General features: G+C 64.0%; 18 protein-coding genes and 1 tRNA gene. 13 read left to right on the forward strand and 6 right to left on the reverse strand.

The genetic code is table 11. From position 1 onward, the window contains the following. Positions 1–11 precede the first annotated feature (11 nt). Genes WMO64_RS14380 through galT form a run of 3 tightly spaced genes read left to right on the forward strand, consistent with a single transcriptional unit; the run spans position 12 to position 3,861 of the window. Complete coding sequence (locus tag WMO64_RS14380) at positions 12–1,310, forward strand: galactokinase (RefSeq protein WP_294521214.1); 1,299 nt, start codon at positions 12–14, stop codon at positions 1,308–1,310. Positions 1,311–1,344: 34 nt separating this feature from the next. Further along, complete coding sequence (galE, locus tag WMO64_RS14385; RefSeq protein WP_294521192.1) at positions 1,345–2,334, forward strand: UDP-glucose 4-epimerase GalE; 990 nt, start codon at positions 1,345–1,347, stop codon at positions 2,332–2,334. A 33-nt stretch (positions 2,335–2,367) separates the two neighbouring features. Then, complete coding sequence (gene galT, locus WMO64_RS14390) at positions 2,368–3,861, forward strand: UDP-glucose--hexose-1-phosphate uridylyltransferase (RefSeq protein WP_349232409.1); 1,494 nt, start codon at positions 2,368–2,370, stop codon at positions 3,859–3,861. Positions 3,862–3,999: 138 nt separating this feature from the next. Here galT and WMO64_RS14395 read toward each other — a convergent pair whose 3' ends face one another. Beyond that, the gene (locus tag WMO64_RS14395) at positions 4,000–5,130 is read right to left on the reverse strand and encodes a DUF4317 domain-containing protein (RefSeq protein ID WP_294521186.1); all 1,131 of its coding nucleotides are present in this window, start codon (positions 5,128–5,130) and stop codon (positions 4,000–4,002) included. A gap of 232 nt (positions 5,131–5,362) precedes the next feature. Between WMO64_RS14395 and WMO64_RS14400 the strand changes: the two genes are divergently transcribed. After that, complete coding sequence (locus tag WMO64_RS14400) at positions 5,363–6,256, forward strand: helix-turn-helix domain-containing protein (RefSeq protein WP_294521182.1); 894 nt, start codon at positions 5,363–5,365, stop codon at positions 6,254–6,256. Positions 6,257–6,319: 63 nt separating this feature from the next. Here the strand turns inward: WMO64_RS14400 and WMO64_RS14405 are convergent, their stop codons facing one another. Next, a complete protein-coding gene (locus WMO64_RS14405; protein ID WP_294521179.1) occupies positions 6,320–6,946 on the reverse strand; it encodes a TetR/AcrR family transcriptional regulator in 627 nt (208 codons plus the stop codon). Positions 6,947–7,188: 242 nt separating this feature from the next. On the opposite strand from WMO64_RS14405, the gene WMO64_RS14410 reads away from it, so the two are divergent. The 8 genes from WMO64_RS14410 (at position 7,189) to WMO64_RS14445 (ending at position 16,982) form a co-directional block, all read left to right on the forward strand. Then, complete coding sequence (locus WMO64_RS14410) at positions 7,189–8,349, forward strand: amidohydrolase family protein (RefSeq protein ID WP_349232410.1); 1,161 nt, start codon at positions 7,189–7,191, stop codon at positions 8,347–8,349. Then, complete coding sequence (locus tag WMO64_RS14415; protein ID WP_294521173.1) at positions 8,340–9,497, forward strand: amidohydrolase family protein; 1,158 nt, start codon at positions 8,340–8,342, stop codon at positions 9,495–9,497. Before WMO64_RS14410 ends, WMO64_RS14415 begins: the two co-directional genes overlap by 10 nt. Continuing rightward, positions 9,494–11,464, forward strand: coding sequence for a prolyl oligopeptidase family serine peptidase (locus WMO64_RS14420; protein WP_349232411.1), 1,971 nt, complete (start codon positions 9,494–9,496; stop codon positions 11,462–11,464). The genes WMO64_RS14415 and WMO64_RS14420 overlap by 4 nt, the downstream gene beginning before the upstream one ends. 3 nt (positions 11,465–11,467) lie before the next feature. Then, positions 11,468–12,394 carry an ABC transporter permease gene (locus tag WMO64_RS14425; protein WP_349232412.1) on the forward strand — a complete coding sequence of 309 codons (927 nt, stop codon included), beginning with the start codon at positions 11,468–11,470 and terminating at the stop codon, positions 12,392–12,394. 14 nt (positions 12,395–12,408) lie between these two features. Beyond that, entirely contained in the window at positions 12,409–13,305 is an 897-nt protein-coding gene (locus tag WMO64_RS14430; RefSeq protein ID WP_294521165.1) for an ABC transporter permease, read from the forward strand. A gap of 34 nt (positions 13,306–13,339) precedes the next feature. Continuing rightward, positions 13,340–14,413, forward strand: coding sequence for an ABC transporter ATP-binding protein (locus WMO64_RS14435; RefSeq protein ID WP_349232413.1), 1,074 nt, complete (start codon positions 13,340–13,342; stop codon positions 14,411–14,413). Then, positions 14,410–15,366 carry an ABC transporter ATP-binding protein gene (locus WMO64_RS14440; RefSeq protein WP_294521156.1) on the forward strand — a complete coding sequence of 319 codons (957 nt, stop codon included), beginning with the start codon at positions 14,410–14,412 and terminating at the stop codon, positions 15,364–15,366. Before WMO64_RS14435 ends, WMO64_RS14440 begins: the two co-directional genes overlap by 4 nt. 80 nt (positions 15,367–15,446) lie before the next feature. Beyond that, positions 15,447–16,982 (forward strand): ABC transporter substrate-binding protein, encoded by a 1,536-nt coding sequence (locus tag WMO64_RS14445; RefSeq protein ID WP_294521152.1) that lies wholly within the window; start codon positions 15,447–15,449, stop codon positions 16,980–16,982. Between the two features lie 244 nt (positions 16,983–17,226). Here WMO64_RS14445 and WMO64_RS14450 read toward each other — a convergent pair. Then, a tRNA-Ala gene (locus WMO64_RS14450) sits at positions 17,227–17,302 on the reverse strand. Positions 17,303–17,419: 117 nt separating this feature from the next. On the opposite strand from WMO64_RS14450, the gene WMO64_RS14455 reads away from it, so the two are divergent. Beyond that, positions 17,420–17,695 carry an S-layer homology domain-containing protein gene (locus WMO64_RS14455; RefSeq protein ID WP_349232414.1) on the forward strand — a complete coding sequence of 92 codons (276 nt, stop codon included), beginning with the start codon at positions 17,420–17,422 and terminating at the stop codon, positions 17,693–17,695. On the opposite strand, the gene WMO64_RS14460 is transcribed toward WMO64_RS14455, so the two are convergent. The 3 genes from WMO64_RS14460 to WMO64_RS14470 form a co-directional block, all read right to left on the reverse strand. Continuing rightward, the gene (locus tag WMO64_RS14460; protein ID WP_349232415.1) at positions 17,692–19,302 is read right to left on the reverse strand and encodes an S-layer homology domain-containing protein; all 1,611 of its coding nucleotides are present in this window, start codon (positions 19,300–19,302) and stop codon (positions 17,692–17,694) included. The genes WMO64_RS14455 and WMO64_RS14460 overlap by 4 nt on opposite strands. 24 nt (positions 19,303–19,326) lie before the next feature. Continuing rightward, positions 19,327–20,295, reverse strand: a complete 969-nt coding sequence (locus WMO64_RS14465; protein WP_349232416.1) for an FG-GAP repeat protein — start codon at positions 20,293–20,295, stop codon at positions 19,327–19,329. A gap of 159 nt (positions 20,296–20,454) precedes the next feature. Further along, positions 20,455–21,132, reverse strand: a complete 678-nt coding sequence (locus tag WMO64_RS14470; RefSeq protein WP_349232417.1) for a response regulator transcription factor — start codon at positions 21,130–21,132, stop codon at positions 20,455–20,457. Positions 21,133–21,135 lie beyond the last annotated feature (3 nt).

The following is a 21,135-nucleotide window of genomic DNA, read 5'->3' on the forward strand; positions in this document are numbered from 1 at the left end:
GGAGTGATCCTATGCTTTCCTGTAAAACTCTGATCCATCAGCTCTCCGCCGGCGACTGGGACGAGCGGCTCAACCGTCTGTACTGCTGCGATGGTGGCGAGGCCCTGGAGGCTGTCCGCGCCCGGGCCATTGAGGCCGTGAAGCGGTACCAGGCCCTCTTCTCCGCCGGGGACGAGGTCCAGGTGGCCCTGTTCAGCAGCCCCGGCCGCACCGAGCTGGGCGGCAACCACACCGACCACCAGCACGGCTGCGTGCTGGCCGCCAGCGTGAACATGGACATGCTGGCCGTGGCCGCCCCCAACGGCACCGCCCAGGTGCGCATCCACTCGGAGGGCTACCAGGTGCTGACGGTGGACCTGTCCGACCTCTCCCCCGCGGAGGGCGAGAAGGAGACCTCCGCCTCCCTGGTGCGGGGCGTGGCCGCCCGGATGGCTCAGCTGGGCCAGTCCCCCGCCGGGTTTGACGCCTACGTCTGCTCCTCCGTGCCCGCCGGGTCCGGCCTGTCCTCCTCCGCCGCCTACGAGGTGCTGGTGGGCACCATCTTCAACGTCCTCTTCTGCAACCAGGTCTTTACCCCCGTCCAGGTGGCCCAGATCGGCCAGTTCGCCGAGAACGTATTCTTCGGCAAGCCCTGCGGCCTGATGGACGAGACCGCCTCCGCCGTGGGCGGCGTGGTGTCCATCGACTTCAAAGACCCCTCCGCCCCCGTGGTGCGCAAGGTGGACTTCGACTTCCCCGCCACCGGCCACACCCTGTGCATCATCAACTCGGGCGCCGACCACGCCGACCTGACCGACGCCTACGCCGCCATCACCAACGAGATGAAGTCGGTGGCCGCCTGCTTCGGCAAGGAAGTGCTGCGTGACGTGGACGAGACCACCTTCCGGGCCACCATCCCCGACCTGCGCAAGGCCCTGGGCGACCGTGCGGTGCTGCGGGCCATCCACTTCTTCGCCGAGAACCGCCGGGCCATCCAGGAGGCCCAGGCCCTGGAGAAGGGCGACTTCGCCGCCTTCCTGGCCCTGGTGCGTGCCTCCGGGCTGTCCTCCAGCCTGTACCTCCAGAATACCTTCGCCCCCTCCGACCCCAGGCAGCAGGCCATCCCCATGGTGCTGTGGGCCGCCGAGGAGGTGCTCCAGGGCACCGGCGCCGTCCGGGTCCACGGCGGCGGCTTCGCCGGCACCGTCCAGGCCTTCGTGCCCAACGACAAGCTGCCCGACTTCCTCTCCGCCATGGAGCGGCTGCTGGGCAAGGACATGTGCCACATGCTGTCCATCCGCCCCGAGGGCGGCTGCCTGGTGGCGGGCTGAACCGCCCCCAATCCATCTTCAGGAGGTAATTCCCATGGCGATTCTGGTATTGGGCGGAGCCGGGTACATCGGCTCCCACACGGTATATGAGCTCATCGACGCGGGCCGGGACGTGGTCGTGGCCGACAACCTTCAGACCGGCTTCCGGGCGGCGGTCCACCCCAAGGCCCGGTTCTATCAGGCCGATATCCGGGACCGCGCCGCCATGGACGCCCTGTTCGAGAAGGAGCACATCGACGGCGTCATCCACTTCGCCGCCTCCTCCCAGGTGGGCGAGAGCATGACCGACCCCCTCAAGTACTACGACAACAACCTGGGCGGCACCATGGTGCTGCTCTCCTCCATGGTGGCCCACGGGGTGGACAAGATCGTCTTCTCCTCCACCGCCGCCACCTACGGCGAGCCCGAGCAGGTGCCCATCCTGGAGGGCGACAAGACTCAGCCCACCAACTGCTACGGCGAGACCAAGCTGGCCATGGAGCACATGATGAGCTGGGTGTCCCGGGCCCACGGCCTGCGGTACGTGGCCCTGCGGTACTTCAACGCCTGCGGCGCCCACCCCTCCGGCGTCATCGGCGAGGCCCACAACCCGGAGACCCACCTGGTGCCCATCATCCTCCAGGTGCCCAACGGCCAGCGGGAGGCGGTGAGCGTGTTCGGCGACGACTACCCCACCCGGGACGGCACCTGCGTCCGGGACTACATCCACGTCACCGACCTGGCCCAGGCCCACATCCTGGCCCTGGACTACCTGCTCCAGGGCGGGGAGAGCAACGTGTTCAACCTGGGCAACGGCGTGGGCTTCACGGTGAAAGAGGTCATCGAGTGCGCCCGAAAGGTGACCGGCCACCCCATCCCCGCGGTGGTCTCCCCCCGCCGGGCCGGCGACCCGGCCCAGCTGGTGGCCTCCTCCGAGAAGGCCAAGACCGTCCTGGGCTGGAAGCCCCGGTACGACAACCTGGAGACCATCATCTCCACCGCCTGGGCCTGGCACAGGGCCCATCCCAACGGCTACAACACCTGACGGGCGTACAAAAGAAATGAGAGGTTGATAGACATGATTGACACCGCCATTGCAAGCCTGGTGGCCTACGCTGAGCGCACCGGCCTGATCGAGCCCTGCGAGCGGAACTGGGCCGTGAACACCCTGCTGGAGGCCCTCAAGCTGGACAGCTACACCGCCCCCGAGACCCCTGTGTCCGGGGACATCGACCTGGCCGCCGTGCTGGGCGAGCTGATGGACGACGCCCACGCCCGGGGCGTGCTGCCCGAGGACTCGGTGGTCTACCGGGACCTGTTCGACACCATGCTCATGGGCCGCCTCACCCCCCGTCCCGCCCAGGTGGTGGAGAAGTTCAAGGCCCTGTACGCCCAGAGCCCCCAGAAGGCCACCGACTGGTACTACCAGTTCAGCCAGGACACCAACTACATCCGCCGGGACCGGATCGCCAAGGACATGAAGTGGGTCACCCCCACCGAGTACGGCGACCTGGACATCACCATCAACCTCTCCAAGCCGGAGAAGGACCCCAAGGCCATCGCCGCCGCCCGCAACCTGCCCGCCTCCGCCTATCCCCGCTGCCAGCTGTGCGCCGAGAACGAGGGCTACGCCGGCCGGGTCAACCACCCCGCCCGGGAGAACCACCGCATCGTGCCCATCACCATCAACGGCTCCCCCTGGTTCCTCCAGTACTCCCCCTACGTCTACTACAACGAGCACTGCATCTGCCTCAACTCGGAGCACACCCCCATGAAGATCGACCGGGCCTGCTTCGCCAAGCTGCTGGACTTTGTGGGCCAGTTCCCCCACTACTTCGTGGGCTCCAACGCCGACCTGCCCATCGTGGGCGGCTCCATCCTGGCCCACGACCACTTCCAGGGCGGCCACTACACCTTCGCCATGGCCAAGGCCCCCATTGAGCATGCCTTCTCCTTCCCCGGCTTTGCCGACGTCCACGCCGGCATCGTCAAGTGGCCCATGTCGGTCATCCGCATCTCCTGCGGCAACCCGGAGCGGCTGGTGGAGCTGGCCGACCGCATCCTGACCTCCTGGCGGGGCTACACCGACGAGGCCGCCTTCATCTTCGCCCAGACCGAGGGCGTGCCCCACAACACCATCACCCCCATCGCCCGCATGCGGGACGGCCGCTACGAGCTGGACCTGGTGCTGCGCAACAACATCACCACTGAGGAACACCCCCTGGGCGTGTACCACCCCCACGCCGAGCTCCACCACATCAAGAAGGAGAACATCGGCCTCATCGAGGTCATGGGCCTGGCCGTGCTCCCCGCCCGCCTGAAGGAGGAGCTGACCGCCGTGGCCGACGCGCTGGTGTCCGGCGCCGACCTGCGCGCCGACGAGCGCACCGCCAAGCACGCCGACTGGGCCGAGGGCTTCAGGGGCAACTACAACATCACCGCCGACAACGCCCTGGACGTGGTGGAGCAGGAGACCGGCAAGGTCTTTGCCACTGTCCTGGAGCACGCCGGCGTGTACAAGCGCACCGACGAGGGCCGCGCCGCCTTCCTCCGCTTCCTGGAGCAGGTGTAAGGGCGCCGTATCCCGATAAAATGCCGCTCCGCACTGTAAAGGTTTTTCCTTCACAGTGCGGAGCGGCTTTGTTTTGGAATATACGCTTTTTATTGCAGGATATGTAATGTAGTTTTACCTTACAGGTTTCAGGCCGTGTCAGTCGATGTGGACGCCCACGCCGTTGACCTCCACGCCCTCGTCAGCCCGGATGAGGATGTACTTCTTCCCGTCGATGATGCGGGTCTCCAGCAGGTCCCCCCGGCCGGGCGCCACCTTGATGATCACATCGGGGGTGCGCACCTCCATCTGGCGGGTGTCCACCAGGTTGCGGGGGCTGAGCTGGGTGTCGCCGCCGAACTCGCTGTCGTACTTGGCGTCAAAGGCCTCCACGTGGGAGTCGGCCACGCCGCAGGACCGGAGCACGCTCTTCACCGTGCCCTTGGACACCACCAGGGGCTCCTCCTCGTGGCTGGCCTTGTGCTCCTCGATGAGGTCGCACAGCTGCTCCTGCACGGCCTGGACCACATCGAAGCGGCAGTCCTCGGCCAGGGCCTCCCCCAGGATGGACTGGAAGGTCTCCTTCTGGGCGGCGGCGGGCATGGGGATCTCGCTGTGGAACACGGCATCCACAAAGTCCTTGTGGTTCTCCTTGACGTCCTTGTTGTAGTAGAGGGCGTTGTAGAGGTTGGTGCTGCGGTCGTCAAAGGCGGGGAACAGGAACCCCAGCTCGGGGGCGGACACCAGCCAGTCGGCCGCCCGGTTGTGGAACTCGTTCTCCCGGACATAGTAGCTCAGGGCGGGCTTGGTCTGCTTCACCGGGCAGACGCTGCACAGCACATAGGAGTAGACCTGGTCGGAGCCGTCCTCCACCGTCTCGCCGTCCTTGGCCCGGTAGGGCACGTCGTAGGCGTCGTGGGCCAGGAGGATCAGGTAGTTGCCCTCTATGGTCAGTGCGCCGATGACCTTCTGGAAGAAGGCCTGCACCGCCTCCTCGTCCTTCAGGCCCGAGTCCCGCAGGGCCATGAGCAGCTTGTGCTCCTCCCCTTCCGCCACCTGGCGGGTGGCAAATTCGATGTCCATCAGGTTCTTCCCCAGGGTGCCCGACAGGGTGCGCTTGAGGATGCCTAGGAATTTCTCGCTCTCCTCCTGGCTCATCAGGGCCAGGGATTGGTTGAACTGGGCCACGATCTCTCCCAGCTCGTTGACATAGCAGCCCCGCACATGGGTGATGCTGGTCTTATCGGGGCGAAAACGGCGGCGGATCTCCGCAATTTCTTTTTCGTTCATGGTGTTCTCCACTTCCAGTCTGGATTTCAGGCCGCGGCAGGGGCCGCGCCGATAAACCGCCGGGCGGTTCAGCAGACAGTATTGTAAACGAATTTTCCGCCGGGCGCAACGTGGATTTTGCCCAAAGCCCCCTCCCCCCCCTGGGCCAAAATGCAAAACTCAACCGATGGTTTGGTGCTTTTCTCCCGCTTATCCCCTATAATATAGCTGCCGGCATACAGGAGGTGCAGCGATGGACAACATGAAAACCGGGCAGTTGATCAGGCAACTGCGCAAGGAGAAGGACATGACCCAGAGGGAGCTGGCGGACAAGCTCCATATCACGGACCGGGCCGTGTCCAAGTGGGAGCGGGGTCTGTGCGCGCCGGAGATCTCCCTGCTGGAGCCCCTGGCGGAGGCGCTGGGCTGCTCCGTGCTGGACCTGATGGCCGGAGAGCGGACGGTCCGGGCGGAGGGCAGTCAGGAGGAGGCCCGCACCAGGGACGTGCTCCACTACTCCATCCAGCAGGTGCGCCGCCGGGTCAGGCTCACCCGCCGCCGGTGGCTGCTGGCCGCTGCGGCCGTGGCCCTGGTGCTGCTGCTGGGCGGGACTGCCCTGTGGCGCAGCGGGGTGCTCTTCGTGGTGGCCAGAAGCACCTCTCCCGACGGGAGCGAGGCGGTCACGGTGTACAGCAAGGACCTGGTCTCCGGCGGCTTTGGGCTGACGGATGCCACGTCTCTCATCGTCCGCCACGACAGCGGCGGCGAGACACGCATCACCTACGGGGACCACGCCTTTCAGGGGCTCTGGTGGGCGCCGGACAGCTCCAAATACGTCCTGGCCCTGGACTACGGCGGCAAGACCTATCTGGCCCTGGCCTGGCTGGAGTACAGCTCGGAGCGCAACCTGCCCGCCTATCTGGCCTCGGCCATGGCGCAGAACAGCCACCTGAACCAGTACGGCTGGACGGAGGAGGACGGCCAGCCGGACATCGACTTTCAGTTCCTCCAATGGGGGCTGGACAGCCAGTCCATGCTGATCTACTACGCCTTCACCGGCGGGGACGGTCAGCGGCACGACGGCTATTTCTGGTACAACTGCGTGGACGGCAGCATCCGGGCCGTACTGGAGCTGACCAGCCAATAGGAGCTTATGGACGAAAAACGCCGCCCGGCTGATGGGCGGCGTTTTCCTGTGCCGGGACAGACGCTACTGCTCCTTCCCGCCCTCCCCGGTCAAAATGCCGTGATAAAAGAAGTCATAGAAAAAGTAGAGCTTCCGGTCCACGTACTCCTGCTGGTTCAATCCGTGCTTCATGCAATAGGCCATCAGGTTATAGCCGGTGGTGGCGTACATATAGGCGATCAGATCGATGTCCACGTCCTCCCGCAGTCTGCCCGCCGCCCGCTCCCGCTCCAAAACGGCCCGGTAATAGGTCTCATTGCCGGAGGACAGACGGAACATGATGTCGTGGATCACCTCCATGGGGAATTTGTTGCAGGCGATCAGGAACCGGTTCTCCAGGTCCGTGCAATAGTCCGGCTGCTCCAGGGAAAACGGAGGAAAATAGCTGCTCTCATGGTCCCCCAGGCGCTCCAGCTGGTCCATGTGGTAGGCCAGATACCGCTGCTGGATGACGTCCACCAGATAGAGCATCAGGCTGTCTTTGGAGTCGAAGTAGCGGTAAAATGTGGCGGGATTGATCCCCATATTGGTGCACAGCAGCCGTGCTGTCACCTGCTCGTAGGGGTAGGTGGCATAGAGCTCCATGGCGGTATTGAGCAAGTCCTGCTGCTTCTCCGCAGGCAGGCGGCGAAAGGCTGGTTTTGGGTTCATAGGAATGATCATCCTTTTTTCAATGATAGACACAGGCGGATTATAACACAATGGAAAAAATTTTGCACCACATTTTGTCGAATCTGCTCTTGCGTTGTAAACGTGTTTACATCAAAATAGAACCATTCAATCAACCAAGGGGTTTTTATACCCTATCACTTTTGCACGCTAATACACCTAAGTGCTAATACACCTAAGTGCTAACGCGAGACAGTAAATTACAGTAAAGGAAGGGGAACACTATGCTGATCAAAAATGGCCGCATCCACGATGGCCTTGGCAACGTGGCTCACCAGGATCTGCGCATGGAGGACGGGATGATCCGCTCCATCGGCGCCGACCTTGCGCCGCTGCCCGGAGAAGAGGTGTTTGACGCCGCCGGTATGGAGGTCATGCCCGGTTTTGTGCAGCCCATCTCCATCTGGGGCGTGAACGGGTCCATGACGGAGATCCGCCCGTCCTCCAACGACAACGATGAGCGCAGCAACCCCATCATGCCGGAACTGGACGGCTTCTACGCCTTCAACGGCCGGGCCGCCACCTACCAGCAGCTGGGCGCCTTCGGTCTGACCTGCTGCGGCGTGGGCCCCACGGACAACAACCTGTTCGGCGGCACCATCGCCATGTTCTGTGTGGACGGCGTCAACCCCTACCGGATGTGCCTGAAGCGGAGCTGCGGCATGATGGCCTCCGTCACCTCCAGCCTGAAGCGCACCTACGGCGCCCGTCCCCAGGCGCCCCAGACCCGCATGTGGATCTTCGCCAACTTCGACCTCCAGCTGCGCAAGGCCGCCGAGTACAAGGAGGAGGCGGACAAGCCCAAGGACGACAAGCTGCTGGCCCTCAAGCAGGTGGTGGACGGCGAGCTGCCCCTGTTCGTGTCCTGCGACAGCGCCAACTCCGCCCGGCAGGTGTGGGACATCCTCCAGAACTACCCCAAGGTGAAGCTGGTGCTACTCAACGGCTTCGGCCTCACCGGTGAGGAGGACTGGATCGTGGAGCACAAGATCCCCGTCATCGTCCGGGTGGCCTCCAACCCCCTGGACAAGGACGCCATGACCCTGGACTGGAACGGCATCGCCAAGCTGTGGAAGCAGGGCGTGCCCGTGGCCTTCAGCGGCACCTATACCAACAGCCTGGGCGCCCGGGAGGACATGATCTGGAACGGCATCGAGATGATGAAGGTCCTCCACGACAGCGCCGCCGTGCTGCCCATGCTCACCAGCGTCCCCGCCAAGCTCATGGGGGTGGACGATATCACCGGCTCCCTCCGGGAGGGCCTGCGGGCGGATGTGGTCATCTGGAGCGCCAATCCGCTGGAGAGCTACCAGGCCCATATCGTGCGCACCTATCAGGCCGGCCAGGTCATCTATCAGGAAGGGGATGCAATGAAATGTATGTAATCCAGAACGGTACCCTCTATACCATGGACGGGCAGGGCGTAATCCAGGCGGACCTGCGGGTGGACAACGGCAAGATCACCGAGATCGGGCCCAACCTGTCCACCGAAGGGGCCCAGGTCATCGACGCCGCCGGCAAGTGCGTCACCCCCGGCTTTGTGGACGCCCACAGCCACGTGGGCGGCATCATGGGGAGCGGCCCCAATCAGGAGGACCTCAACGAGATCACCAACCCCCTCACCCCCGAGCTGGACGCCTACTACGGCATCAACCCCCGGGACGAGATCTTTGACACGGTCATCCGTCAGGGCATCACCACCTCCTGCGTGGCGCCCGGCTCGGCCAACGTGGTGTGCGGCTGGGTGGTGGCCTACAAGTCCGCCGGCAAGGACCGGCTGGTGCGCCGCCCCGTGGCCATGAAGGCGGCCATGGGCATCAACCCCAAGGGCTGCTACTCCCCCAGGAACCAGGCCCCCATGACCCGTATGGCCATCGCCAACATCATGCGCACCTACCTGCGCAATGTGAAGGAGTACATGCAGAAGAAGGCCGACGCCGGGGACGACCCCGCCAAGCTGCCCCCCTACGACCTGGGCCTGGAGCACGGCATCCCCGTGCTGGAGAAGAAGATCCCCCTGAAGGTCCACAGCTACATGCACGACATGATGACCCTGCTGGAGATCGCCAAGGAGTTCGACATCCTGGTGACCGTGGACCACGCCCAGGGCGCCAGCGACTTTCTGGAGGAGCTCAACGACCCCCACATCCACGGCGTCATCTTCGGGCCCACCTGCGAGCCCCTGTTCCCCGGCGAGGGCGGCAAGCTGGACTATGAGTGCTGCAAGGGCCTGGACGACGAGGGCGTGAGCGTGGCCGTCATGACCGACGGCCCTGTCACCACCGTGAACATGCTGCTCTTTGAGATGGGCGAGTGCGTCCGCCGGGGCATGGACCCGGTCCGGGCCCTGGCCATGGTCACCAGCAACGCCGCCAAGATCGTGGGCGTGTCGGACCGGGTGGGCTCCCTCACCGTGGGCAAGGACGCGGACATCCTGATCTGGAGCAAGATGCCCACCGTGGCCACCGACGCCATTCTGGAGCAGGTCATCATCGACGGCGAAACGGTCTACCGGGAGGGCAGCGCATCATGAAGTATCAATATCCCGCCCGCCCCACCGTGGACCGTGTGGAGGACTGGTTCGGCACCCGGCTGCCCGACCCCTACGCCTGGCTGCGCAACGCCAAGGACCCCCAGGTGCTGGACTTTGTGGCCCGGGAAAACGCCTTTACCGACGCCTATTTCTCCTCCCGTCCCCTCAATGAGAAAATAGAACAGCTCAAGGCGGACAAGCTGCCTGTGCTGCCCCGGGAGCTGATCCCCTGGCGGAACGGCTTCCTGTCCTCCGTGGTGGAGGACGGCGACTACAAGGTCCGGGTGTTCAACGAAAAGCTGGAGGACGTGGGCGGCCTGCCCCAGGTCCACGCGCTGGACGGCCTGCAGGTCTTCAGCGCCTCCCCCTGCCCCGCCAACGAGAGCATCATGGCCCTGATGGTGCAGCACCCCGGCGCGGCCCGGCCCAGCGTGGCCCTGTGCGACATGGACAGCCGCATCCTCCTCCACGAGGTCCACGGCGTGTTCAGCCTGTGCTGGTCCAAGGGCGACGGCTGCCTGTACTACTCCTCCACCAAGGCCAACTCCGAGACCCAGGAGAGCCACTCGGTGTTCTACCGCTACGACCCGGCCGCCGGAGCGGAGACCGTGGTCTACGAGGACGACAGCTACGCCATCTTCGGCCAGGTCTACCCCTCGGAGGACGGCGCCTATGTGATGGCCGCGGTGTGCCAGGACTACGCCCTGGCCCGCTGGGTGGCCATCCGCACCGCCGACGGCGCCGCCGCCGTGCTCACCGACAAGCCGGTGGAGTGGAAGTACCTGGACTCCCTGGACGGCGCCCACTACTTTATTACGGTGTCCGAGGCCGAACGGGGCGCGGTGATCCGGGTGTCCGGCTCCGGCCAGACCCAGGTGGTGCTGCCCGAGAGCCAGCGGATCCTGGACGACGGTTTTTCCCTCAACGGGGAGCTGTACATCCTGGCCTGCCAGGACGTGAGCAGCCGCCTGCTGTCCCTGAAGACCGGCCAGGAGGTGCCGCTGCCCAGCCCCTTCGGCGCCCTGTCCCTGGCGGGCCGGGCCAAGGACGGCGTGTTCCTCCGGTTCGAGTCCTTCCTCATCCCCCCCAGCATCCTGCGCTTTGACGGCTCGGCCCTGACCACCGCGGTGGCCGGCTCCCGGGCGGAGTACCCCGACCAGGTGGTGGAGCAGCACTTCGCCCCCTCCACCGGGGACGGCACCCCCATCCCCTACTACATCGTGCGCAAGCGGGACGCCCGCCCCGACGGCTGCGCGCCGGTGCTCATGTACGCCTACGGCGGCTACAACATCTCCATGCCCCCCAGTTACCAGGAGATGGTCACCCAGGTGATCGTACCCAAGTGGGTGGAAAACGGCGGCATCTATGTCCACTGCAACCTGCGGGGCGGCAACGAGTACGGCCCCAAGTGGCACGAGGCCGGCATGGCCATGAACAAGCGCCACTGCTATGAGGACTTCATCGGCATTGCCGAGCAGATCATCCGGGACGGCTGGACCCGTGCCGGGAAGATCGGCATCGCCGGCTGCTCCAACGGCGGCCTGCTCATGTCCGCCCTGGTGACCATGCGGCCCGACCTGTGGGGCTGCGTCATCGACTCGGTACCCCACACGGATATGATCCACTTTGCCGAGGACGACCGGGGCCCCATGTACATCACGGAGTACGGCAATCCCAGGGAGAGCAAGGAGATGTTCCAGTACCTGCTGAGCTACTCCCCCTACCACAACGTGCGTAAGACGGACTATCCCCCCACCTATATCCAGACCGGGGAGCTGGACAACAACGTTCCGCCTTACCACGGCAAGAAATTCGCCGCCAGGATGCAGGCGGAAAACCAGAGCGAGAACCCCATCCTGCTGCGTGTACTGGCGGAAGGCAGTCATGACCGGGGTAAGGGCGAGGTGTTCTGGAGAACCATCGCCGAAATGCAGCTGTTCCTGGAAGAGCACCTGAAGGAGTCCTGATCCATGCTGAAATTTGCCGTGAAGCGGATCCTCTTCATGATCCCTTCCATCATCATCATTACGCTGGTGACCTTTGTCATCATGTCCTTCTCCGCCGGCAGCCCGGGCAGCGTGGCCCTGGGCATCACCGCCAGCCCGGAGGATATTGCGGCCTACAACCACGAGGTGGGCTACGACCGGCCCGTGCTGGTGCGGTACGGCGAGTACATGCTCAACATCCTCCACGGGGACTTCGGCGAGCGCTACTCCGACGGCGTGTCCGTGACCCAGGTGCTGATGCCCAAGTTCCCCACCACCCTGAAGCTGGCCCTGCTGGCCGTCTTCTTCGCCGCCCTGATCGGCATCCCGCTGGGCGTGCTGGCGGCGGTGAAAAAGGGCACCATCGCGGACACCGGCACCACCGTCATATCCCTGGTCCTGGCGTCCATCCCCGGCTTCTGGCTGGGCCTGCTGCTCATGCTGCTGTTCTCCTATCAGCTGGGCTGGCTGCCCACCTTCGGCCTGGGCTCCTGGAAGAACTACGTCATGCCCGTGGCCACCCTGGCCATCCCCTCCTCCGCCTACGTGGCCAGAATGGTGCGTATGACCATGCTGGAGGCCCTGAGCTCGGACTATGTCCGCACCGCCCGGGCCAAGGGCGCGGGGCCGGCCCGCATCGTGTTCATCCACGTGCTGCGCAACGCCATGCTGCCGGTCATCACCCAGCTGGGTATGAGCTTTGCCGGCCTGCTGGGCGGCGCGGTCATCGCCGAGCAGATCTTCGGCCTGCCCGGCTTCGGCAGCGCCATCCTGGAGGCCATCAACAAGAAAGAGACTATGGTCGTGCTGGGCGCCACTGTGTTCCTCTCCCTGCTCTACATGCTCATCATGCTGGCCATGGACCTGATCAACGCACTGCTCAATCCCAAGATCCGGGATAATATGGGCTGAGGAGGACCGCAGACATGACTAAACGCAGACGCAAGCGCCAGGAACGCCTGGCAACTCTGGCGGGCCAGACCCGTCCGGCGGCAGACGTGTGGCACAACTTCGTCCGCCACCCCGTCTCCATGGCCGCCCTGGTGGTACTTATCGCCATGATCGTCGTGGCCATCGTCTCCGGCTTCCTGTTCAACTACGAGACCCAGGTCACCGCCATCAACACCTCTCAGATCCTCCAGTGGCCCAGCGCCGAGCACTGGTTCGGCACGGACAAATTCGGCCGCGACGTGTTCATCCGGGTGCTCTACGGCGCCCGCTACTCCCTGTTCTTCGGCATCGTCACCACCGCCATCTCCATGGTGCTGGGCATCCTCATCGGCGCCACCTGCGCCTACTTCGGCGGCGTGTACGACGTGGTGGTCATGCGGGTGATGGACTCCCTGGTGTGCATCCCCTCCATCCTGCTGATGCTCACCCTGGTGGCCGTGCTGGGCAAGGGCATGCGGGGCATCATCATCGCCCTGGTGGTCACCTCGGTGCCCGGCTTCGCCCGGATCATCCGGTCCATCGTCCTCAACGTGGTGCACCAGGAGTACGTGGAGGCCGCCCGGGCCAGCGGCACCGGCAGCGCCGCCATCATCGTGCGCCACATCCTGCCCAACTGCTTCGGCCCCATCCTGGTGGACGTGCTGATGAGCGTGTCCAGCTGCATCATGGCCGCCTCCAGCCTGAGCTTCCTGGGCATGGGCATCCAGGCCCCCGCGCCCGAGTGGGGCGCCATGCTCAACGAGGCCATGGAGCAGATGCGGGCCTACCCCTACCTGGGCATCTTCCCCGGTCTGGCCATTGTGCTCACCACGCTGTGCTTCAACCTGCTGGGCGACGGGCTGACCGATGCCCTGGACCCCAAGAACCGCTGAGACGGACCACAGACAAGAGAAGGGGAACACGCCCATGAACAACGATATTTTGATCCAAGTCAACAACCTGCACACCGTGCTGCCCCTGAAAAACGGGCAGCTGGTGGCGCCGGTGGACGGAGTGAATCTGACCATCCCCCGGGGCAAGACGGTGGGCCTGGTGGGAGAGTCCGGCTGCGGCAAGTCCATGACCGCCCGCTCCCTCATGCGCCTGCTGGACCACCCCATCCGCATCCAGTCCGGGTCCATCCTGTACTACCCCGGCAATGCGGCCGACCTGGAGCGGCTGCGCCAGAGCCCGGACACAAAAAAGAAGGGCGCCCTGACGCCGGAACGCCCGCTCCCCGACGGGGCCGTGGATATCACCGCCCTGAGTGAAAAACAGATGCGCTCCATCCGGGGCCACAACATCACCATGATCTTCCAGGAGCCCATGACCGCCCTGAACCCGTCCATCACCGTGGGCAAGCAGGTGCGGGAGGCCATACTGCTCCACGAGAAGGTCTCCAAGAAGGAGGCCACCGAGCGGGTGCTCCAGAGCTTCCGGGACGTGGGTATCCCGGAGCCGGAGCGGCGCTACAAGTCCTATCCCCACCAGCTCTCCGGCGGCCTGCGCCAGCGCATCTGCATCGCCATGGCCATGGTGCTCCACCCGGAGTTCCTCATCGCCGACGAGCCCACCACCGCCCTGGACGTGACGGTGGAGGCCCAGATCCTGGCCCTGATGAAGCAGCTCCAGCACGGCCGGAACATGTCCATCCTGATGATCACCCACAACCTGGGCGTGGTGGCCGACATCTGCGACGAGGTCAACGTGATGTACGCGGGCCAGATCGTGGAGTACGCGGACAAGGCCGAGCTGTTCCGCAACGCCCGCCACCCCTATACCCAGGGCCTGATGGAGGCCATCCCCCGGGTCCGGGGCGAGATGAAGGACGAGCTGTACACCATTGAGGGCACGGTGCCCAGCTTCGGGGACATGCCCAAGGGCTGCCGGTTCTGCGACCGCTGCCCCTACGCCACCGACCGCTGCCGCCAGTCGGCGCCCCAGCTGCGGGACATCGGCGGCGGCCATCTGGTGCGCTGCTTCCGGGAGGTGGAGAGATGAGCGACGTACTGCTGAAAGTAGAGAATCTGGTCAAGTACTTCAAGACCAACGCTGGAAAGGTCAAGGCCGTGGACGGCGTGAGCTTTGAGGTCTATGCCGGCGAGACCCTGGCCCTGGTGGGCGAATCCGGCTGCGGAAAATCCACCCTGGGCCGGCTGATCCTGCGGCTCATCGAGCCCACCAATGGAAAGGTGCTGCTGGAGGGCGAGGACCTGGGCAAACTCAGCGGCGGACAGCTGCGGAAAAAGCGCTCCGAGCTCCAGATCATTTTCCAGGACCCCTTCTCCTCCCTGGACCCCCACTTCACGGTGGGCGAGATCATCGCCGAGCCCCTGCGGGCCATGGGCATAGGGAAGAAAGAGCGCGAGGCCCGGGTGCTGGAGCTGCTGGACCAGGTGGGCCTGGCCCCGGAGACCTATTTCCGCTACCCCCACCAGTTCTCCGGCGGCCAGCGCCAGCGCATCGGCATCGCCCGCGCCCTGGCCACCTCCCCCAAGCTCATCGTGTGCGACGAGCCCGTGTCCGCCTTGGACGTGTCCATCCAGGCCCAGATCCTGAACCTGCTCAAGCAGCTTCAGAAGGAACACGGCCTGACCTACCTCTTTATCTCCCACGACCTGGCGGTGGTGCGCTATATCTCCAGCCGGGTGTGCGTCATGTTCCTGGGCCAGCTGTGCGAGATCTGCTCCACCCAGGAGGCCTATGACCACCCCCTGCACCCCTACACCAGAATGCTCATCGACTCCGCGCCGGAGCCTGACCCGGAATTCCACCGGGAGGACCGGCTGCTGCTCCAGGGGGAGATGCCCTCCCCCATCCATCCCCCCGCAGGCTGCCGGTTCTGCACCCGCTGCCCCTTCGCCACCGACGAGTGCCGTCAGACCCCGCCGGAGATGAAGGACTACGGCGGAGGCCACCTGTGCGCCTGCCACCACCCCCTTCTGGCAGAGTAAGTGCTGCCCCCTATTCGTAACCTGCTCCCCTACCGGGGAGAGGGAATAACGCCAAAGAGCGAGAAAGTGAGTTGGATGAAATGAAGAAAGCCCTATCTCTTTTGCTTGCACTGGTGATGTGCTTCGGCCTCCTCAGCGCTTGCAGCAGCTCCACCGGTGAGCAGTCCTCGAACCCCAGCGCCACCACCGGCACCGAGACCTCCACCGGCGGCGAGCAGGACACCACCCTGCGCGCCCTGACCCTGGTGGCCTCCGAGACCTTTAACCCCCTGGTCAACGGCAACGGCGACAAGCCCGTGTACCACGCCCTGTTCGACTGCCTGTTCCGCTTTGACAACGACGGCAACGTGATCCCCATGCTGGTGGACACCTACGAGGTGGACGGCCTGGACGTGACCATGAAGCTGCGCCAGGACGTGACCTTCAGCGACGGCAACCCCCTCACCGCCGACGACGTGCTGTTCTCCTACAACACGGTTCTTGAGGACCCCACCCTGCGGTACAACATGACCCTGATCTCCACCGGCATGGAGAAGGTGGATGACTACACCATCGTGCTCCACCTGGTCAACAGCTACTGCAAGTGGCAGAACATCCTGGCCGAGCTGCTGTACATCATCGAGGAGGAGACCTACGACACCTCCGCCGACTACAGCTCCACCGCCCCCGTGGGCTCCGGCCCCTACACTCTGGAGAGCGTGGACGCCTCCCGGAAGGTCACCCTGAAGGCCCGTGACGACTACTGGAACGGCGCCCCCGAGTTCAAGACCGTGGAGGTCAGTGCCGGCGTGGAGGACTCCACCGCCCTCATCTCCCTGCAGACCGGCGAGGTGGACCTGGTGGCCCAGATGGGTCTGGCCTCCTTCACCCAGGCCCAGCAGGACGAGAACCTGAACTGCGTGTCCTTTGACGGCTGGGCTACCATGGGTGTCATGGTCCAGATGGGCGACGATGCCTTCCGTCAGGCCGTGTTCCACGCCATCAACCGGGACACCATCATCCAGATCTGCAACAACGGCAACGGCACCCCCAGCACCAACTACTTCTCCCCCAAGGTCATGGGCGACTACGCCGACAAGGCCCCCTTTGTGGGCTATGACGTGGACCTGGCCAAGGAGTGCCTGGCCAACACCACCGTGGACCTGAGCCAGACCTATGAGATCCAGGTCTTTGACGCCGACTCTCAGGCCGTGGCCCAGTGCGTTGTGTCCGACCTGTCCGCCATCGGCATCAATGCCACCGTCAGCTACGTGGACTCCAACGTCTTCTTCGACAACCTGTACGGCGGCAACATGCAGATGGGCATCACCGCCATGGCCACCAACATGGTGAGCGTGGAGGACATGATGACCATGTTCGACCCCGACGCCGGCTATCCCTTCAACATCTCCGACGAGCTGATCGAGAAGATCCAGACCGCCCCCTACATCCAGGACGACGCCGAGCGCGAGGCCGCCATGATCGACCTGCTGAATGATCTGAACGAGGCCTGCCCCTGGGTGCCTCTGTATGACAGCCCCACCTACTGCGTGTACAACAAGCGGGTGGGCAACGTGCTGGACTGCTCCTCCGCCACCTATGTCTACTACTTCGGCGACATGACCATCGAAGGCTGATCGTTCTGCAACAGCCCATTGCAATCACCCCCTCCGGTATATCCGGAGGGGGTGATTTGCAATATGTCCTTCTTCAGCAGCGCTGATCCCCCCGCGGAAGGTCTCCTTCCCTCCTTGCGCCGCCACAGGCCGCAATGGGTCGGAACAGGGGCCGCCGGCATTCCCCGGTCCGGAAACGGGCGCGCCCTGCGCCTCACCGGGCAAGCAAAAAAAGACCTGAAATCTTACGATTTCAGGTCTTTTTTGGTGGAGATAAGCGGGATCGAACCGCTGACCTCTTGAATGCCATTCAAGCGCTCTCCCAGCTGAGCTATACCCCCATATTTTGTCGTCTCGTGACGACTTGTTTATTATAGCAGGTCGTCCTGCTGCTGTCAACTATAAATTTTAAAAATCTTTAGCCGTTTCCTCCTCTCCCTTAAACTTAGGGATGCTCTGTGATAGAGGATGGCACGTGGTACTACGAAGGGGTTCGATTTGTCACGGAGCAGGGCCTCATCACGGGTACGGCCTCCTCTACCCTGTCCCCCGGCGGCTCCTCCACCCGGGCTCAGGCTGCAGTGATTCTCTCTCGCTTCTGCATATCAAGCATATCAATTTTCTGCAATGTGAATGCAACACGTCTCTTCCCCTTATGCGCCAAAAAGGACTTGAAACCGCAGTTTCAAGTCCTTTTTGTGGAGATCAGCGGGATCAAACCGCTGACTTTTTAAAAGCAATTCATGAAGATCTGGGCTATTTCCGCACGGGCGGCCTCGCCGGTGGGGTCCAGAATCCCGTTGCCTTTGCCGTTGACCACGCCCTTGGCCAGGGCCCAGAGCATCGCCTCCGCAGCCCAGCCGGATACCTGGTCACCGTCACGGAATCCGTTCAGTGTGCCCCGGCTGTCCAGGTCGTACCCTTTATAGGCAGCGTAGCGATACAGGATGGAAACCACCTGCTCCCGGGTGACGGCGTCCTCCGACCCGAAGGTCTTGTCGCCATAGCCTTTGACGATGCCGTTGGCAGCGGCCCAGGCCACCGCCCGACTGTACCAACAGTCCGCAGGCACATCCGCAAAGCCGTTGTCGCCGGTGATCTGGGTCTCATCCTCCAGCCGGTAGAGCATGGTGACGAGCATGGCCCGGCTGGTCGTCCCGTCAGGGGCGAGCACGCCGCCGCCCATGCCGTTTATCAGGCCCCGGTCCACACAGTAGTGGAGGGCATCGTGGTACCATGCGTTGACATCCGCATCCTTGTACGCATACAGGGGACATGCTTCGTTTCGCTGACAGTCGGCGGGGTTGATCAGGGCAAAGAACCCTTCCACAGTGACTTCGCCGGCCGGCATGACGAAAATGCAGCTGCCGTCCTCCTGCTCCGTCACATCCACCAACTGGCCGTCACCGTCGGTGACCGTCACGCTGATCAGCTCATATCCCGCTTCCGGCTCCGCCGTCACTGTCACGCTGGTGCCTTCCTGGGCGTTGGCTGGGTCGGTCTTCAGACTGCCGTTGTCGCTGGGCGTCACAAGGATATCGTGACCGGTTTCGGCGCTTCCGCGGATGGGCTCCAGCCCAGCAGTGGAGGCGGCCACCTCATCATAGGCGTCCACATCCAGCATGGTGACCACCGCCTGGAGGGGTGTGGTCAGGACCACCTGCTCCCAGGTACCTGTGCCGTTCTCGCCGGGCGCATAGACGTCATAGAGATAGAGCACGTTGGGGATGGTGCACACTACCACCTTGTCTCCGCTGCCCGCCTGGTTGTTGTAAGAGATAGCGGTCTCCTTGTCGGAGGAGTAGCCGTAGTCATAGCTGGCCGTGGCCACCAGGGAATGCTCAAATTCCACGGCGGGGCCGAGCTCCACTTTGGCGCTGGCATAGGCACCAAAGGAGGCAGAGACCGAGGCGCCGCCGGTGGTGCTGGAGCCGCTGCTCTCCCCGTAGGAGGTGCCGCCGTTGCCGATGTAGCCGTAGACCTCCTCCAGGTCGGAGAAGTAGGGGCTGGCCTGGAGCACCGCAAAGACCTCGGGGTCGGTGTAGACGATGCCCTTCTCCACAAACTTCATTATCACCGAGTCGTTGCCCACGTCGGGCAGATCCAGGCTCACGAAAGTGCCGTACTGGTCGTTGCGGGCGTTGGACTTGGCCATGATGCCCTCGAAGAGGACGTGGTAGCCCGCCTTGGCGTTGTCCTCGCTGGCGTTCTCATTCCGCCAGACGGCGCCCAGGTCCATATAGTAGTAGTCGTCGCTGGTGTTGATCTCGCTCTTGCGGTGGACGCCGGTGACAAAGAGGAACATCTCCCGCCAGTTCTTGCTGCCGGGGTCGGAGTCCACGGTGCCCACCACCACGTCGCCGATTCAGGGCTGTTCCTTGTCCTTGTTGTTGTTGTCGTCCACCTGGGTCATGCAGAAGTCAAAGGCGAAGAGCTCCGAGCCGAAGCCGGTCTCCAGGCTGAAGTCCATGACCTGGGTGCCGAAGAGCACCTGGTCGCTGACGCTCTGCACCTTGGCGCCGTCCAGGTCGCCGCAGGCCACGGCCATGGGGGCCAGGGTGGGGTACACCCGCACGCCGTTGCCGCCGTTCTCCTGCCCCTCCAGATTGAAGACTTGGGAGATGGAAGTGGTGTGGTCCCCCAGAGACTGGGCGCGGTAGCCGGACTGGATATACTGCCCGGTGGTGTAGTCGTAGTAGACGTAGTAATAGGCGCCCTGGCTGTACCCAGCGGAGGCCTCATTCCTGGTGATCACCGAACTGCCGGCGCTCCAGCCTCCGATGATCAGGGTGGTGGCGGAGACCGACTCGTTGTCGATTGTGGCAAACTCGCCGAAGGCGCAGCCGGCGGAAATCATGCCGCTGCCCGCCCCGTCGTTGAGGGCCACGTTGTCCATGCCGCCCACGGGGCTCAGGCCGCCGTCCTCCTCACAGGCCAGCAGGCTGAAGTGGGCCACGCTGTCGGCGTCGTTGTTGTTGGCCGGGGCGGAGGAGACCACCGCCAGCTCGTCCTTCAGATTCCGGTCAATGTCCCCCATGGCGATGGTGACCACCGGGTGCTTGACGATCTCCTCTTTCCAGTTGTTGTCGCTGTTATAGTCGATCTTGCTGTAGCTGCCGGCATAGCCCGCGTCCACTGCGATCTCCTGAGAGGGCGTCTCCTGCCAGGTGCCACTGCCCGTGGCGTAGAACACGTCCACCAGGGCGTACCGCTGGCCGTCCACATCCTTGTACCGGCCGGCATACACCGCCAGGTCGTCCAGGCCGTCGCCGTTCAGGTCGCCCGCCTCGATCTCGAAATAGGCGTCCAGCTCCTGGACATAGCGGCGGGTCATGTAGGCCAGGCTGTACCTGCACGGCCAGACAGACCGCTAGGAACAGGGTGACCGCCCAGGGCATGAAATGCGGCTCCAAAGAAAAGGCGGCAATCAGCAGTCCCAGCCCGCTTAGAGCCAGGATGGCCCACAGGAGTGCCGCCCGCAGTCGGTATCGTCTCATAGCATCTCCCCAAAGGTGTAGCCTAAGCCGAACACTGTGACGATATAACGGGGATTGTGGGGGTCTGGCTCCAGCTTCTGCCGCAGACGGCGGATGTGGACGCTGAGGGTGTTTTCATCCACAAAGCTGCCCTCCACATCCCAAATCTGTTCCAGCAGCATGGTCCGGGTGAGCACCCGGCCACGGCTGCGGACCATCCGCTCCAGCAGCTTCCACTCGGTGGCGGTGAGACGGATGGGCTCCCCCTGCCGCCTCACTGTCTGCCGTTCCAGGTCAATCTCCAGCTCCTGGTCGCGGACAATCTGCGCGGTTCCTCTGGTCCGACGCAGCACAGCCAGCACCCGCTGGCGCAGCACCTCGGGAGCAAAGGGCTTGGTCACATAGTCGTCGCCGCCCATCCGGAACCCCCGGACCACGTCCTCGTCGGCGTCGTTGGCGGTGAGAAAGATGATGGGGGTATCCCGTGTCTGCCGGAAACCGGCGCACAGGTCCAGGCCGCTGCCGTCGGGCAGACGGATGTCCAGCAGACACAGGTCAAAGCGGACGGCCTGCCAAAGCTTCTGTGCCTGAGCGGCATTGTGGGCCAGCGCCACGGCATGTCCGTCCTGCTCCAGGGCGGACTTCACCCCCTCCCCCAACAGAACATCATCTTCTACCAACAAAAGCTGGGCCATAGG

The sequence above is a fragment of the Pseudoflavonifractor intestinihominis genome (assembly GCF_040096055.1).
Taxonomy (GTDB): Bacteria; Bacillota; Clostridia; order Oscillospirales; family Oscillospiraceae; genus Pseudoflavonifractor; species Pseudoflavonifractor intestinihominis.